Source organism: Gordonia sp. SL306 (genome assembly GCF_026625785.1).
Classification (GTDB): Bacteria; Actinomycetota; Actinomycetes; order Mycobacteriales; family Mycobacteriaceae; genus Gordonia.
On sequence record NZ_CP113063.1, the window covers coordinates 3,496,156 to 3,510,569 of the forward strand.

14 protein-coding genes are annotated in these 14,414 nt (G+C 66.9%); 7 read left to right on the top strand and 7 right to left on the bottom strand.

Features of this window, described 5'->3' with window-relative positions; all coding sequences use genetic code 11:
* Positions 1-141: 141 nt before the first annotated feature.
* The 3 genes from OVA31_RS16000 to OVA31_RS16010 are packed head-to-tail and all read right to left on the bottom strand — an operon-like array spanning position 142 to position 4,329.
* The gene (locus OVA31_RS16000) at positions 142-1,572 is read right to left on the bottom strand and encodes a FadD3 family acyl-CoA ligase (protein WP_267627595.1); all 1,431 of its coding nucleotides are present in this window, start codon (positions 1,570-1,572) and stop codon (positions 142-144) included.
* Entirely contained in the window at positions 1,569-2,750 is a 1,182-nt protein-coding gene (locus OVA31_RS16005; RefSeq protein ID WP_267627596.1) for an amidohydrolase family protein, read from the bottom strand. The genes OVA31_RS16000 and OVA31_RS16005 overlap by 4 nt, the downstream gene beginning before the upstream one ends.
* Before the next feature lie 31 nt (positions 2,751-2,781).
* Entirely contained in the window at positions 2,782-4,329 is a 1,548-nt protein-coding gene (locus tag OVA31_RS16010; RefSeq protein WP_267627597.1) for an AMP-binding protein, read from the bottom strand.
* A 123-nt stretch (positions 4,330-4,452) separates the two neighbouring features.
* Here OVA31_RS16010 and OVA31_RS16015 point away from each other — a divergent pair, with 123 nt between their 5' ends.
* From OVA31_RS16015 to OVA31_RS16030, 4 genes are all read left to right on the top strand, one after another.
* Positions 4,453-5,169 carry an enoyl-CoA hydratase/isomerase family protein gene (locus OVA31_RS16015; protein WP_267627598.1) on the top strand — a complete coding sequence of 239 codons (717 nt, stop codon included), beginning with the start codon at positions 4,453-4,455 and terminating at the stop codon, positions 5,167-5,169.
* Positions 5,170-5,186: 17 nt separating this feature from the next.
* Positions 5,187-5,636, top strand: coding sequence for a carboxymuconolactone decarboxylase family protein (locus tag OVA31_RS16020; RefSeq protein WP_267627599.1), 450 nt, complete (start codon positions 5,187-5,189; stop codon positions 5,634-5,636).
* Positions 5,629-6,531, top strand: coding sequence for an NAD(P)-dependent oxidoreductase (locus OVA31_RS16025; protein ID WP_267627600.1), 903 nt, complete (start codon positions 5,629-5,631; stop codon positions 6,529-6,531). The genes OVA31_RS16020 and OVA31_RS16025 overlap by 8 nt, the downstream gene beginning before the upstream one ends.
* Positions 6,532-6,673: 142 nt before the next feature.
* Positions 6,674-7,195 carry a DoxX family protein gene (locus OVA31_RS16030; protein ID WP_164307267.1) on the top strand — a complete coding sequence of 174 codons (522 nt, stop codon included), beginning with the start codon at positions 6,674-6,676 and terminating at the stop codon, positions 7,193-7,195.
* A 36-nt stretch (positions 7,196-7,231) separates the two neighbouring features.
* Here the strand turns inward: OVA31_RS16030 and OVA31_RS16035 are convergent, their stop codons facing one another.
* Positions 7,232-8,740 (bottom strand): glutamate--cysteine ligase, encoded by a 1,509-nt coding sequence (locus tag OVA31_RS16035; RefSeq protein WP_267627601.1) that lies wholly within the window; start codon positions 8,738-8,740, stop codon positions 7,232-7,234.
* A gap of 16 nt (positions 8,741-8,756) precedes the next feature.
* Here OVA31_RS16035 and OVA31_RS16040 point away from each other — a divergent pair, with 16 nt between their 5' ends.
* Positions 8,757-9,152 (top strand): sterol carrier family protein, encoded by a 396-nt coding sequence (locus OVA31_RS16040; protein WP_420714215.1) that lies wholly within the window; start codon positions 8,757-8,759, stop codon positions 9,150-9,152.
* 13 nt (positions 9,153-9,165) lie between these two features.
* Here the strand turns inward: OVA31_RS16040 and OVA31_RS16045 are convergent, their stop codons facing one another.
* Complete coding sequence (locus tag OVA31_RS16045) at positions 9,166-9,960, bottom strand: CPBP family intramembrane glutamic endopeptidase (protein WP_267631562.1); 795 nt, start codon at positions 9,958-9,960, stop codon at positions 9,166-9,168.
* Positions 9,961-10,139: 179 nt separating this feature from the next.
* Between OVA31_RS16045 and purF the strand changes: the two genes are divergently transcribed.
* Together purF and purM are read left to right on the top strand one after the other, a co-directional pair.
* Positions 10,140-11,720 carry an amidophosphoribosyltransferase gene (purF, locus tag OVA31_RS16050; RefSeq protein ID WP_267627603.1) on the top strand — a complete coding sequence of 527 codons (1,581 nt, stop codon included), beginning with the start codon at positions 10,140-10,142 and terminating at the stop codon, positions 11,718-11,720.
* 208 nt (positions 11,721-11,928) lie between these two features.
* Positions 11,929-13,050, top strand: coding sequence for a phosphoribosylformylglycinamidine cyclo-ligase (purM, locus tag OVA31_RS16055; RefSeq protein ID WP_267627604.1), 1,122 nt, complete (start codon positions 11,929-11,931; stop codon positions 13,048-13,050).
* Between the two features lie 375 nt (positions 13,051-13,425).
* Here purM and OVA31_RS16060 read toward each other — a convergent pair whose 3' ends face one another.
* Entirely contained in the window at positions 13,426-13,602 is a 177-nt protein-coding gene (locus OVA31_RS16060) for a DUF3073 domain-containing protein (protein WP_164307262.1), read from the bottom strand.
* 157 nt (positions 13,603-13,759) lie between these two features.
* A complete protein-coding gene (locus OVA31_RS16065; protein ID WP_267627605.1) occupies positions 13,760-14,413 on the bottom strand; it encodes an MOSC domain-containing protein in 654 nt (217 codons plus the stop codon).
* Between the last annotated feature and the right edge of the window lies 1 nt (position 14,414).

The window sequence follows — 14,414 nt, forward strand, 5'->3', positions numbered from 1 at the left end:
GGGAGCGTCAGCATCGGCTCCTCGCCTGGTGGCTCGGTGCCGACTCGATCGGCGGGTGGTGCGGGGGTCTCGCCGGTCGAGTAGCCGCGAACGGAGTGAGTGGCGTATCGAGACCACCTTCCGCGAGGAGAGGAACTCCGATCAGCGGAGCTTGCTCTTCATCACCTTTCCGGTGGCATTCACGGGCAACTGGTCCACGAAGGTGATCGTGCGCGGTGCCTTGAAGCCCGCCATCCGTTCGCGACTCCACTCGACGAGCTCGTCCTCGGTGACCGGCGCGGCCGCGACCACGAAGGCCTTGCCCACCTGGCCGAGGCGCTCGTCGGGGGCCCCGATCACGGCAACCTGGTCGACCGCTGGATGTTCGAGCAGGTAGCTCTCGATCTCGGCGGGGTACGCATTGAAGCCGCCGACGATGAACATGTCCTTCTTGCGGCCGACGATCCGCAGGCGCCCGCCGTCGACGATCTCGCCGAGATCGCCGGTGTGTAGCCAGCCGTCGTCATCGATGGCGGCGGAGGTCGCCTCCGGGTCGTCGAGGTAACCCTGCATCACGTTGTATCCGCGGATGAGGACTTCGGCGTCGCCGGAGATGCGGATCTCGATGTCGGCGCAGGGGATTCCGACGGTGGTCGCGATCTGATCGAAGGTGTCGCCGGATCTGGATGCGGTCACGGTGCCGGCCTCGGTGAGTCCGTAACCGGTCATGATCGTCTCGAACGGGAGCTCGTTGCGGATGCGGCGGATGAGATCGACCGGTATGTCGGCGGATCCGGTCACCGCGGCGCGTAACGACGAGAGATCGCGTGAACCGTCGTTCGCGGAGAGCAAGGACTGATACAGGGTCGGCGGGCCCGGGAGCATGGTGATCTTCTCGGTCTCGATCAGTTCGAGGACCTGTCCGACGTCGAGGACGGGCACGGGGTGGATCGTCGCGCCACGGATGAAGGAGGCGACGATTCCCGCCTTGTAACCGAACATGTGGAAGAACGGATTGACGATCAGGTATCGGTCACCTTCGCGGAGATCGGCCAGGTCGCACCATTCCGAGAACAGTCGCAGCACCTGCTCGTGGTTCATCATGACGCCCTTGGGGCGACCCGTGGTGCCCGAGGTGTACATGATGTCGGCGATGTCTGCCGGACCGACCGGTGCCTCGAAAGGTGCTCCACTGGAGAGGAAGTCGCTCTTGATGTCGATGACCGCCACGCCGGCCGGCACTTCGAAGTCGAGTCCGAGGAAATCCTTCTGGACGAGCACGGCCTTCGCGCCGCTGCGCGCGATGATGTCGGCGGCCTCGTCCCGCTTGTAGCGGGTGTTGACGGGCACCAGTGTCCCGCCCGCGGTCAGGAGCCCGAAGACGGCAATGATCCACTCGGCCGAGTTGGGCGCCCAGATCGCGACCCGGTCGCCCTTGTCGATTCCGATGTCGGCGAATGATCCGGCTGCACAGCGGATTCGATGAACCACGTCGCGGAAGGTGAGCCGCAGGGACCCGTCGACGACCGCTTCGGCATCGCCGAAGCGGTCGGCTGACGACAGGACCATCTCGGGGATGGTCTTCCAGGTCATACCTTCAGGAGCCGCGCCATGTTGCCACCCATCACGAGCTTCTGGTCCTCGAACGGGAGGTGCTCGATGTGGCTGATGTAGGTGGTGGGCTCGGCAAGGCCTTCCGGATGCGGATAATCCGACCCGAACAGCACGCGCTCGGCACCGATCAACGAGGTCAGCTTGCTGAAGTCCTCTTCCCAGAACGGGCTGACGTGGATGCTCTTCTTGATGGCGGCCACCGGGTCCTGCATGCCGAAGCCCTCGGGAGCCTTCTTGTACACGTCGGTCAGGGTCTGCAGCACGTGCGGCAGCCAGCTGGCACCGTTCTCGATCACGGCGATCCGCAGCTCCGGGAAGCGCAGCAGCGCACCATGGCACACCCAGGAGGAGACGGCGTCCTGGATCGGGCGCCACTCGCTGACCATGCGGAAGGCGTTCGTCACGAAGGGGAGCATCTCCTCGCCGCTGCCCTCCCAATCCTGGTTGTAGCGGGCGTAACCGCTGTCAGACGAGTGCTGGGTGACGAGCACGTCGAGTTCGACGACCCGCTTCCAGAACGGGTCGAACTCCGGCAGCGCGAACGACCGGAGACCCTTGAAACCGGGCACCGGTGCGGGCCGGACCAGGATCGCCTTCGCCCCACGCTCGACGCACCATTCGAGTTCCTCGATCGCCTTGTCCACAATGGGGAGGCTGATCACCGGGACGGTGAAGATGCGCTCCTTGTAGTTGAACGACCATGTCTCGTAGAGCCACTGGTTGAGGGAGTGGACCACTGCGTGGATCAGCTCCGGATTGTCGCGCATGCGCTCCTCGACGAGGCTCGCCAGCGTCGGGAACATCAGGGTGCGGTCGATCTTGAGTTCGTCCATCAACTCCAGGCGCGGTGCCGGCTCACGGAAGGCGGGGATCGCCTTGATCGGCTTACCGAAGATCTCCCGCTTGCTCTTTCCCTCGGGATTGCCGTTCTTGAAGTAGTCCTCCATGGCACCCGGCCGCGCGACCACGTCGAAGGTCGGGTTGGGGATGTACTCGCTGATCTGGCCACGGATGGCGATCTTGGTGCGGCCCTCGACCTCGACGTACTGGATGGCCTTCTTGTACTTGTCTGGCAGGAACTTGGTGAGCGCCTCCTTGGTCTCGTACAGGTGGTTGTCCGCGTCGAACAGCGGGTAGGGCAGCTGGCTCGGTGACATGTGAAACTCTCCTTTGCTACTTTCGAGAATACTATTCTCCTGAACGTGCATCGTGCAATGCCGTGCGGATTCGGAATTTCTGGACCTTGCCGCTCGCGGTGCGGGGGAAGTCGTCGACCACGTGGACCTCTTCGGGCCATTTCTGCTTGGCCAGACCGACCGCGGCCAGGTGTGCACGGAGGTCCTCGATGGTGGGGGAGCCCCGATCGGGATGGACTCGCAGGACGGCGGCGGCGCGTTCGCCGAGCCGGTCGTCGGGAACCGCGACGACGACGGCGTCGGCCACTACGTCCATCCCGAGTAGGGCATCCTCGACCTCGAGGGCGCTGATGTTCTCGCCGCCGCGGATGATGATGTCGGATTTGCGATCGGTGATGCTGAGATAACCGTCCTCGTCAAGGGCGCCGATGTCTCCGGTGTGATACCACCCGTCATCGTCGAACATGCGCGCAGTGAGGTCCGCGTCGGTGTAACCCATGCAGAGATCCGGTCCGCGGCTGAGGATCTCGCCGTCCTCGCCGAGCCGGATCTCGACCCCGGGTAGTGGCCGACCGTCGGTGTAGAGACGTTTGTCCTCCGCGGCGCTGGGGTGCGAACCGGTGATCGACGGGTGCTCGGTGCTGCCGTAGGAACGGAACACCGTGATGCCGAGGGCGGCCAGCCGTGTGGTGATCGCCGCCGGAACGGACGATCCGCCCAGGCCCGCGTACTTCATTTGGGGCACATCGGCTTCGGTGAAGTCGGGGTGGTCGATCAGGCTCGTCATGTAGTACGTCGCGCCGCCGCCCACCGTGACGTTCTCGGCCCGCATCAGGCGCAATGCCTCGCCGGGATCCCACACGTCGGTGAGATTGACGTCGGTGCCGTCGAGGACCGGGATGAGGAAGGCGTTGATCATCCCGATGAAGTGACCGACCGGTGCCGCGGTGAGCTGCCTGCCGCGGTCGTCCGGATACATCGCGGAGAGCTGGCGGGTCTCGTGGACCAACGAGTGATGGCTGTGCAGAACACCTTTGGGGTTGGTGGTGGTACCGGAGGTGAACGCGATCAGCGCGCAGGTGGACGGATTCACCGGGAGGACGCCTGTCAGCGGCTCGTCGTCGAGGAGGTCGGTGAAGTCCTTGTCGATCACCCCGACGATCGGGACGTCGGCGCAGACGGACAGGTCAAAGGTGATCCGCCCGAAACTCTCGGGCGTGATGAAGACCTTGGGTGTCACCTCGCCGAGAATGTAGGAAACCTCTTTGCGCCCATAGAAATGCACGATCGGCACGACCGCCGCACCGAGGAACGCCGACGCCCAGAACACCGCGGCGGCCTCCATCGAGTTCGGTAGCTGGAACGCGACGACGTCGCCGGGTCCCACGCCCCGCCTGTGCAATCCGGCCGCCAGTCGTCGTGCGACGATCTCGACGTCGCGAAAGGTCCCCGACCAGGGGCGGGTTGCCGAGTGCACCAGGAAGCGGGCATCAGGGGATGCCGCCAGACCGTCCCGGAGCAGGTCGCCGAGGGTCTCGTCCGTCCACCACCCGTTGGCGACGTACTTCTCGGCGAGCTCGGTCGGTACCTGCCTGGTCATGAAGCCCCCATGCGCTCGGCCGGAGCCGCTGTCCCGGCAGAACTGCCGCCGACCCCGGATTCGATGGTGATAATGTTCTCTTTGAACGAGAATAGCAATCTCACTTCCGGAGAGCGAGCGGTTATGGTGAAGTTGGAGACGGTCGACGGCCTGGCCGTGATCACGATCGATCGGCCGGAGGCGCGGAACGCGATAGCGCTGTCGACGATGGACGAACTCGACGAGGCGATCGACGCGGCGGCCGGCGCGCGGGCGCTCGCGATCACCGGCGGCGGCGACCGGGTCTTCGTGTCCGGCGGCGACCTCAAAGAACTCGCGAAGCTCCGGACCCTGGACGAGGCCAGGGCGATGGCCTGGCGGATGCGGCGGATCTGTGATCGCATCAGCGCTTTCCCGGGGCCGGTGGTGGCCGCACTGAACGGGCACGCCCTGGGTGGCGGCGCCGAGGTCGCGGTGGCCGCGGACATCCGGCTCGCGGCCGACGACATCACGATCGGCTTCAATCAGTCGAGTCTGGCGATCATGCCGGCGTGGGGAGGCGCGGAACGGCTCACCACCCTGGTCGGCCCGTCCCAGGCCCTGTTGCTCGCCGGGTCGGGGCGAAAGTTGTCCGCGGAGGAAGCGATGAAGGTGGGCCTGGTCGATCAGGTCATCGAACGGTCCCGGTTCGACGACGGTTGGCGAACTGTCGCGCAATCGCTCGCGACGGCGCCCGCCACCGCGATCAAGAAGGTCATCCGGGGTGTCGAGCCGGGTGAGGCCGTCGAGGAGTTCGCGCATCTGTGGGTCGCCGACGAGCACTGGGCTGCGGCCGACCGGGTTCTCAAGCGGGCAAAGTGATCGAGCAGGGTCCGACGGTGAACATCGACGACTCGGTGGCAGCAGCGCATCGTGCCCTCTACGAGGCGGGCCTTGATGTCCGCTCCGAGGTGGTCGGCGCCGACTATGTGGCCGAATCGCTCGCCCGCAACGTCGGTTCCGACGGCGAAGCGTTGCAACGGTTCGTCACGGAGTCGGTGTGGGGCTCGGTCTGGACACGCCCCGGTCTCGACCGGCGGAGCCGGAGCCTGATGACAATCGGCATGCTGGTCGCCCTCAATCATCACCCGGAACTGGCCGTTCACGTGCGCGCGGGACTGGGCAACGGCCTGACCCGTGACGAGGTCGTCGAGGCGATCATCCATGCCACCGCGTATTGCGGCGTGCCTGCGGGCATCGCCGCGATGCGGGTCGCGCAAGACGTCTTGATCCGCGAACTGGGAGAGCGTCCCGACGTCGCCGCATCCCGAAAGGGAAGCCATGCCTGACATCCCGATTCCGGAGCGGCGCGTCGCCATGATCGGCCTCGGCGCCATGGGGTCGCCGATCGCAGCCAACTTCGTGGCGGCGGGACAGCCGCTCGTCATCGCTGACGCCGCGCCCTCCGCGGTTCAGCGATTCCTCGCCGCACATCCCGATCGGGTGGCACCGGGTGATCCCGCGGACTGCGACGTGGTGGTCCTCTCCCTGCCCACGAGTGATGTGGTCGACGAGGTGATTCTCGGCGAGAACGGCCTGCTCCGCCGCCTGGCGCCGGGAACGATCATCGTCGACATGAGTTCCAGTGTCCCGGCCCGCACCCGGGCACTCGGGGATGCGGCCGCCGCGGCGGATGTGGCGGTCGTCGACGCACCGGTCAGTGGTGGGGTGGCCCGTGCAGTCGTCGCGGATCTGGCGGTGATGGTCGGCGGGGACGACGGGGCGGTCGAGATCGTGTGGCCCCTGCTGGCCGCAACCGCGCGCGAGATCATCCATGTGGGTCCGACCGGATCGGCGCACGCCGCGAAGGCGCTCAACAACCTGCTGTCGGCGGTGGGACTGTTCGCGGCCGCCGAAGTGCTCGTCGTCGGGACCAAATTCGGCATCGACCCAGCGACGCTGCTGTCGGTGCTCAACGCGGGTAGCGGTCGCAATCAGGCCACCGAGGCCAAGTTCGGGACGTTCGTGCTGAACCGCGGTTTCGACTCGGGATTCACGGCGTCGCTGATGAACAAGGACGTCGGCATCGCGCTCGACCTCGCCCGCGACTGCGGCGTGGACCTCGACATCGGGTCAGCGCTCGGTCGGGCGTGGGCATCGGCCACCGAAGCGATCGGACCGGGCGCCGATCAGACCGAGATCGTCCGAGTCCTCGAACAGGCCGCGGGGGTCGAACTCCGTTGACCGTATCCACTGGTCGAGGGCACGCGTTGTCAGATCACCTTGCCTGCCCGGTGATTTCGCGGGCTTGCACGGAAACTGCCGAGGCGGCAATGTTGCTGCAGACCGAATTGTTCCCACCGACTCACACGAGGTGCACGAGAAGATGACCCGCCTGTTCACCAGACCGTCGCCCGACAACACCGCTGTGCAATTGCTGATGCGTGCGGCCATCGGCGGAACGATGATCGCCCACGGCGTCAAGCACGGGCGCAGCCTCGACGGCACCGCAGGCTGGTTCGGCTCCATCGGGTTCAAGCAACCCAAGCTGCAGGCCCAGGCGTCCGCCGTGGTCGAGGTGGGGGCGGGCGCCGCCATCGTCGCAGGTGCCGGTACACCGGTGGCCGCGTCGGCCGTGGTCGGGACGATGGCCGTCGCTGCTCGTTCGGTGCACCTCCCCAACGGCTTCTTCATCACCTCCGAGGGATGGGAGTACGTCGCCAATCTCTCGGTGGCCGCCATCGCGCTCGCCGCCCTGGGCCCGGGTAAATGGAGCGTCGACCGCGCACTGGGGCTCGACAGCAAACTCACCGGCAACCGCGCTGCCGCGCTCGCCGCCGGTCTCGGTCTCGGTGCCGCCGCCGCACAGCTGGCCGCCTTCCACCGGCCTCCGAAGGCATCTGCCTGACCGGCACTCGGGCCGGCGTCGTCGTGCCCCAGGTGCTCAGGTCGGCCAGGTGTGCACGGGTTCGCCCTCGTGCATCAGCGTCACGTAGTCGCCGAGCATGCCGTGCAGGGCCGCATCGCGGTCCTCGCCCGCAGCCTCGCGGGCCAGGACCGCGCGCCGCTGCCATGCCGACCCGGTCTGCCGGTTGATGCAGCGCCCCTCGATGACCGACAGGTAGCGCGAGCGTGCCTTGGCCGAGACGCCATAGGAACGCAGGCCGTCGTCGGCGAGGGGGAGCAGCCGTCGCAGGGTGAGTTCGTCGGGACGCACCCACCCGACGTTCGGCCAGTACAACTGTGCCTCGAGGCCCGCGCGAGCGCCCGACTGCAGGTTCTCCGCGGCGGCGTTGAAGGACATCTGCGACCAGAGCGGGCGGTCGGACTCGACGAGGCCGCGAACCAGGCCGTAGTAGAAGGCCGAGTTGGCCATGGTGTCGACGACCGTCGGCCCGGCGGGTAGGACGCGGTTCTCCACCCGCAGATGGGCGTGCCCGTCGACGACGTCGTACACCGGCCGGTTCCAGCGGTACACGGTGCCGTTGTGCAGGCGGAGCTCGTCCAGTGACGGGATCCTTCCCTCGTCGAGTTCGGCCAGCGGATCGACATCGGTGGAGACGGGGAGCAGTGCCGGGAAGTATCGGGTGTTCTCCTCGAAGAGATCGAAGATCGTGTTGATCCATCGCTCACCGAACCAGACCCGCGGCCGGACACCTTGATTCTTCAGCTCCAGGGGCCGGGTGTCGGTCGCCTGCTCGAACACCGGGATGCGGCTCTCGTGCCAGAGCGCGGCGCCGGCCAGGAACGGCGAATTGCCCGCCAGCGCCACCTGTACCCCGGAGATGCTCTGCGCCGCATTCCAATGCGCGGCAAAGTCTTCGGGGGCAACCCGCAGATGCAACTGCAACGATGTGCAGGCCGCCTCGGGGAGGATCGAGTCGGTCGTGGTGTGCAGGCGGTCGGTGTGGTGACCGTCGCCCAGCGGGATCCCGCTGATGTCGATCTCGATCGCCTCGCCGCGGGCGTCGAAGATCTGCTCGTTGAGCAGGTCGTACCGGGGATTGGCCGAAATCCATTGGTGAGCAAAATGTTCGGCGTTGAGGGTGGGGAGCATGCCGATCATCACGAGATGATTGTCGGTCTGCGCGGCCCGCTTTTCCGCGCGATTGAGTGAGGTGCGCAGAGCCTGCTCGAGGGAGATGGTGTCGTCGGTGACGAAGGGGCGCGGGGAGACGTTGATCTCGATGTTGAACTGGCCGAGCTCGGTCTGGTAGTCGGGATCGGCGATGGCGTCGAGCACCGTGGCGTTGGCCATCGCCGGATTCATGTCATCGTCGACGAGGTTGAGTTCCACCTCCATGCCCAGCAACGGCTCCGGCGGCCGACCGTGATCGGTGAACAGGCCCTCGGCCAGCATGCGTGCGATCGCCTCGGTACCGCGACTCACCTGCCTGCGGAACCGGACGCGGTCCTCGCCGGTGAACTCACGTTTCGAGACGTCGGTTCCCATGGCTCAATGGTGCATGATGGTCGGCGTGGCAGCGCGTAAACCGATCGATCCGGCGCAGGCCAGGGCGGCGGTCCTCGCCGTTGCCGAGTGGATTCGTGACGACACGGTCAAGGCTCCCGCCCGGCAGGAGGTCGCCGCCGCCGTCCGACTCACCGCCCGCACGCTCGCCGACGTCGCACCCGGCAACTCCGTCGAGGTGCGGGTGCCGCCCTATGTGGCCGTGCAGTGCATCGAAGGTCCGCGCCACACTCGCGGAACACCGCCAAACGTGGTGGAGACGGACCCGCGGAGCTGGTTGCGGATGGTCACCGGAAACCGGGACATGACGGACCTGGTGGACGCCGGCGAGGTCAGCGCATCCGGATCGCGGGCCGGGGATGTCGCGCACTGGATGCCGCTGTTCCCGCTGTGAGGACCGGGCCGGTTCACGGCGTCGGGGTGTCGGCGGGTGCAGGTTCGATCCGCTTGCGGCCGACGATCAGGATGACCGCCAGGATCGGATAGACCAGGATCGCGGCGACCGACCCGACGTAGCCGCTCTGGTCGACGAGGATCGACGTCCCGGTGAGGATCGAGAAGTCGAAGAGCCCGTGGACCACCGAGTTGAGGACATTGCCCCGGGAGACCCGCCTCATCAGGTAGAAGAAGTAGCCGGCGAGACTCACGGCGATCGCTTGCGGAATCGCGGAGACGCCGTGGCCGATCGCGTTGGTGAGGTGGACCGCCCCGAAGACGATGCTCGACCACAGCGCGACCCGCCCCTCGCCGAGGCCGTGCTCACGCATCGCCGTGACGCCGATCCCACGGAACATCGTCTCCTCGCCCCACCCGACGAACTGGGTGGCGACCAGGAGCGTGAGGACGAAGATCAGATCCTTGTCGGCGAGGGCCCGGTAGTCGGTGCCTGCGGCGATCGCCACCAGCATCAACACCGGCACGATCCACACCCACCGCGACACCGGGCGCTCGTCGTACAGGACCGGGCGCCACCACCCGAGTCGGGTCACCACCAGGAACGTGAAGGCCAGTGCCACCCCGAGGGGGATGATCATCGAGAACACGACGCCCCGGGTCGTGACGATCTCCGTCACCCCGCTCGCGTGTTCGACCGCGAGCCCACCGAGTTGGATGATCGCCAGATAGACGAGCACCACGACGGCGAACCACACATAGGTCAGCTGTCGCAGGGGCCGTCGCGGCGGGTGGTCGGGAAGCGGCATCGTCACCGGGACAAGGTAGCCCGCGCAGATCCGGCGTGCCGCGCCGACGACTCGCCTCGAGCGGGGGGAATACGGCCGGTCGGCGCGCCGTTGCCGGATTCGCGTAACGCCGCGACCGGTCGGTACGCTTGGTGCGTCTCCCCAGCCCACCTGCGTCCTCGATCTCAGGGAGCCCATTGATGACCGACTTGTCGATCAACAGCACAAACCTCCTCGCTCCCACGCGATCATGCGGTGCCGCCCAACCCGCCGACGACGTCGAGAACGAACCTCGCGAGGAGTGCGGTGTCTTCGGGGTGTGGGCACCGGGCGAGGATGTGGCCAAGCTCTCCTATTACGGGCTCTATGCTCTGCAGCACCGCGGCCAGGAAGCGGCGGGGATCGCCGTCGGCGACGGATCGCAGGTCCTGGTGTTCAAAGATCTCGGGCTCGTCAGCCAGGTCTTCGACGAGCAGACCCTTGGCGCGATGGTCGGTCACGTGGCGATCGGGCACTGCCGCTACTCGACGACCGGATCGACGACCTGGGAGAACTCGCAGCCGATCTTCCGGACGACCGATGCGGGCACCGGGGTCGCACTCGGGCACAACGGCAATCTGGTGAACACCGCCGACCTGGCGAGCCGCGCGCGCGGGCTCGGTCTGATGAGTTCGGCCGCCACGTCGGATTCCGATCTGGTCGGCGCCCTGCTCGCCCATGGCGCCGCGGACAGCACGCTGGAGCAGGCGGCGATGGATCTGCTGCCCACCCTGCAGGGTGCGTTCTGCCTCACGTTCATGGACGAACACACGCTCTATGCGGCGCGTGACGCGCACGGTGTGCGCCCTCTGTCGCTCGGCCGCCTCGACCGCGGGTGGGTGGTGGCGTCGGAGACAGCGGCGCTCGACATCGTCGGCGCATCCTTCGTGCGGGACATCGAACCCGGGGAACTCCTGGCCATCGACGCCGATGGCGTCCGCAGCTCGCGTTTCGCCGAGCCGACCCCCAAGGGCTGTGTCTTCGAGTACGTCTACCTGGCCCGACCGGACAGCGTCATTCACGGACGGTCGGTGCACTCGACCCGCGTGGAGATCGGTCGCCGTCTGGCCCGTGAGTATCCGGCCGACGGCGATCTGGTGATCCCCGTCCCGGAGTCAGGCACGCCGGCCGCGGTCGGTTTCGCTCAGGAATCGGGTATTTCGTACGGACAGGGCCTGATGAAGAACGCCTACGTCGGCCGTACCTTCATCCAGCCGTCCCAAACCATCCGCCAGCTCGGCATTCGCCTCAAACTCAACCCGCTCAAGGAAGTCATCCGCGGCAAACGGCTTGTCGTCGTGGACGACTCGATCGTCCGAGGCAATACTCAACGAGCATTGATCCGCATGCTCCGCGAGGCCGGGGCAGCCGAGATCCACGTGCGTATCGCGTCGAGCCCGGTCCGCTGGCCGTGTTTCTACGGCATCGACTTCGCATCGCCAGCCGAACTGATCGCCAACGGTATGGAGTCCGAGGCCGGGATGGTCGAGGGCGTCCGGCAGGCCATCGGCGCGGATTCGCTGGGGTACATCAGTATCGAGGAGATGATCGCCGCCACCGATCAGCCGGCGGAGACCCTCTGCGCGGCGTGTTTCGACGGTGACTACCCCATCGACCTGCCCAAGGAGACCTCCATGGGCAAGGCGGTGCTCGAGCAGATGCTCGCCAGCGCCGTCGGGGACGGCCGCGCCGACCCGCTGACCGTTGCCAACGACAACGTCAGCGCGGTGATGCGGCCCTGATCCCGGGCTGTCAGATCTACTGCCGACGCCACACACCGAACGGTACGGCCGCACCGCGGTCGGGTACCGTGTTTGAGCGGTGGTGACTCGCTGTGCCGACGTCGGAATCGCGGGCCACCGGACCACGGCCTACACCATGCGCGACGACGGAGCCTCCGATCACCCGGAGATCCGACAACCTGGTTTTCGACAAGGGGTGCTCAGCTAGATGACCGATCGGGATTCGGCTGCCGACAATCCGGCAAACAACCCGCCCGCGGGCGACGGTGGTGCCTCGTACGCAGCCGCAGGCGTGGACATCGACGCAGGCGAGCGCGCGGTCGAACTGTTTGCGCCGCATGCCAAGCGCGCGTCCCGCCCAGAGGTGATGGGCGGTCTGGGCGGGTTCTCCGGACTGTTCGCGCTCAAGGGCAACTACCGAGAGCCTGTCCTCGCCGCGGCGAGTGACGGCGTCGGCACCAAGCTCGCCATCGCCCAGGCGATGAACAAGCACGACACCGTGGGCCGGGACCTGGTCGCCATGTGCGTCGACGACCTGGTCGTGTGCGGGGCGGAGCCGCTCTTTCTGCAGGACTACATCGCCGTCGGCAAGGTGGTGCCGGAGACGGTTGCGCAGATCGTCGCGGGTATCGCCGACGGCTGCGTGGACGCCGGTTGTGCACTGCTCGGCGGGGAGACCGCCGAACACCCCGGCCTCATGGGCGAAGACCACTACGACCTCTCGGCCACCGCGATCGGGGTCGTCGAGGCCGACCAGATCCTCTCGCCCGAGCGTGTTCGTCCGGGTGACGTGATCATCGGAATGGGGTCGTCGGGCCTGCATTCCAACGGCTATTCGCTCGCGCGCAAGGTGCTCCTCGAATGGGGCCACATGGACCTGGCCGGGCATGTCGAGGAGTTCGGCCGCTCACTCGGTGAGGAGCTGCTCGAGCCGACCCGGATCTATGCGCGTGACTGCCTCGCCTTGGCCGCCGAGACCGATGTCCGCACCTTCGCGCATGTCACCGGTGGTGGCCTGGCCGAGAATCTGGCGCGGGTGATCCCGTCGGGTCTGGTCGCCGAGCTCGAGCGCGGGACCTGGACTCCGGCACCGGTGTTCGCCATGATCGGCCAGCGCGGCCGGGTGGAGCGCGAGGAAATGGAGCGCACGTTCAACATGGGTGTCGGCATGGTCGCCGTGGTGGCGCCCGAGGACACCGAGCGCGCACAGGCGGTGCTGACCGCCCGTCATGTCGACAATTGGGTGCTCGGTGCGGTCAAACGGTCCACGGAGCCGAAGAACACCGAGCTGCCCCGGGTGGTGCTGTCCGGCGAGCATCCTCGCTTCTGACCACCGCACGCGCCACTGCGCTGCAGGTGTGGCGTTCTCCGCATCGTCGTGGCTCGGGTCTCGATACGCCGCTCCTTCGTCGCGGCTACTCGACCGACGGGGGGTGCCGCTCCTTCGTCGCGGCTACTCGACCGGCAGAGATGCCGAAGCGGGATGCCGAACCTTGGCGGTTCTCTCGTTGATCGAGTAGCGGCAAACGGAGTGAGTCGCGTATCGAGATCCGAAGCCGCGCACGATCGGCGACAGCGCACAACCACACCTGAGCATCTCGCGCGTGACACTCGCCACGGACGAACTGCTCAGGTGTGGTTGTTGCGTTGGTGTGCTCCGAGATCGGTGCTGAGAGGAGAGGGTGGAGTCGACGACTCAGGAGCGTCAGGCTCGACGCCACTCGTCCTCGTCGACCCACTCGTCCACCGGATCCCGGCGTTCCGCCGAGTCCTCCGACCCGGACAACTCGCGCTGCAAGCTGTCGAAGTCGGTGTTCGGAGTGGAGTACTTCAGCTGACGAGCAACCTTCGTCTGCTTTGCTTTTGCCCGGCCGCGGCCCATTTGGGACCCCCTCGCACAATGACGGGGCGGCCAAACGCTTGGCGGCCCCGTTCTCTAGGTAATGAATCTGTCGTGGCACCAGTTTAGCGCGCTCGTTCCGATAATGCGGATCGCCCTGCCGACTGCGCCGCAGCGAGTCGGAAAGTGGGGAGTCGGGTCACGCGTGGGCCAGTTTGCGCGAGGCCTCCCGTCGGACCTTGGGACCGAGGTCCTCGCAGGCCAGCAGGGTCGCGAGGGCATCCGCATCGGCCGTGGTGCCGCTCACGAGATCACGCACGGTGACCCGGTGATCGGGTCGACGCACGATATGGACGGCGTCCCCGGCGCCAACGCTGCCCGGCGTGACAACCCGCAGGTAACAGCCGGTGTCGGCACGATCCAGAAAGCGCTTGACCCACCGCCGCTCCTCCGCCCAAACGGCAAAGGTGCGGCACGGCGTGCGTGGAATCGTCGTCTCGACGACGAGGCCGTCGCCGCCGATCTCCCAGCGTTCCCCGACCACCGCGTCGGTGGTCGGCAGGCCGTCGATCCGCAGATTCTCGCCGAACCAGCCGGACGGCAGTTCGCGGCCGAGTTCCTCGGCCCAACGCAGCGCCTCGTGTTCGCTGTAGGCGTAGATCGCCTGCTCGATGCCGCCGTGGTATTTGGTGTCCACGACGTGGTCGGGCATCAGCCCGAGCTCTCCGACGGCGATGCGGCCGGCCAGTGGCCGCTTGTCGATCCCGCTGGCCCCGATCGTGTCGAGAATCACGTCGTCGGTCGCAGCGCACACGGCCAGGACGACTCCGGCCGACGGATCGTCTGCGATCACG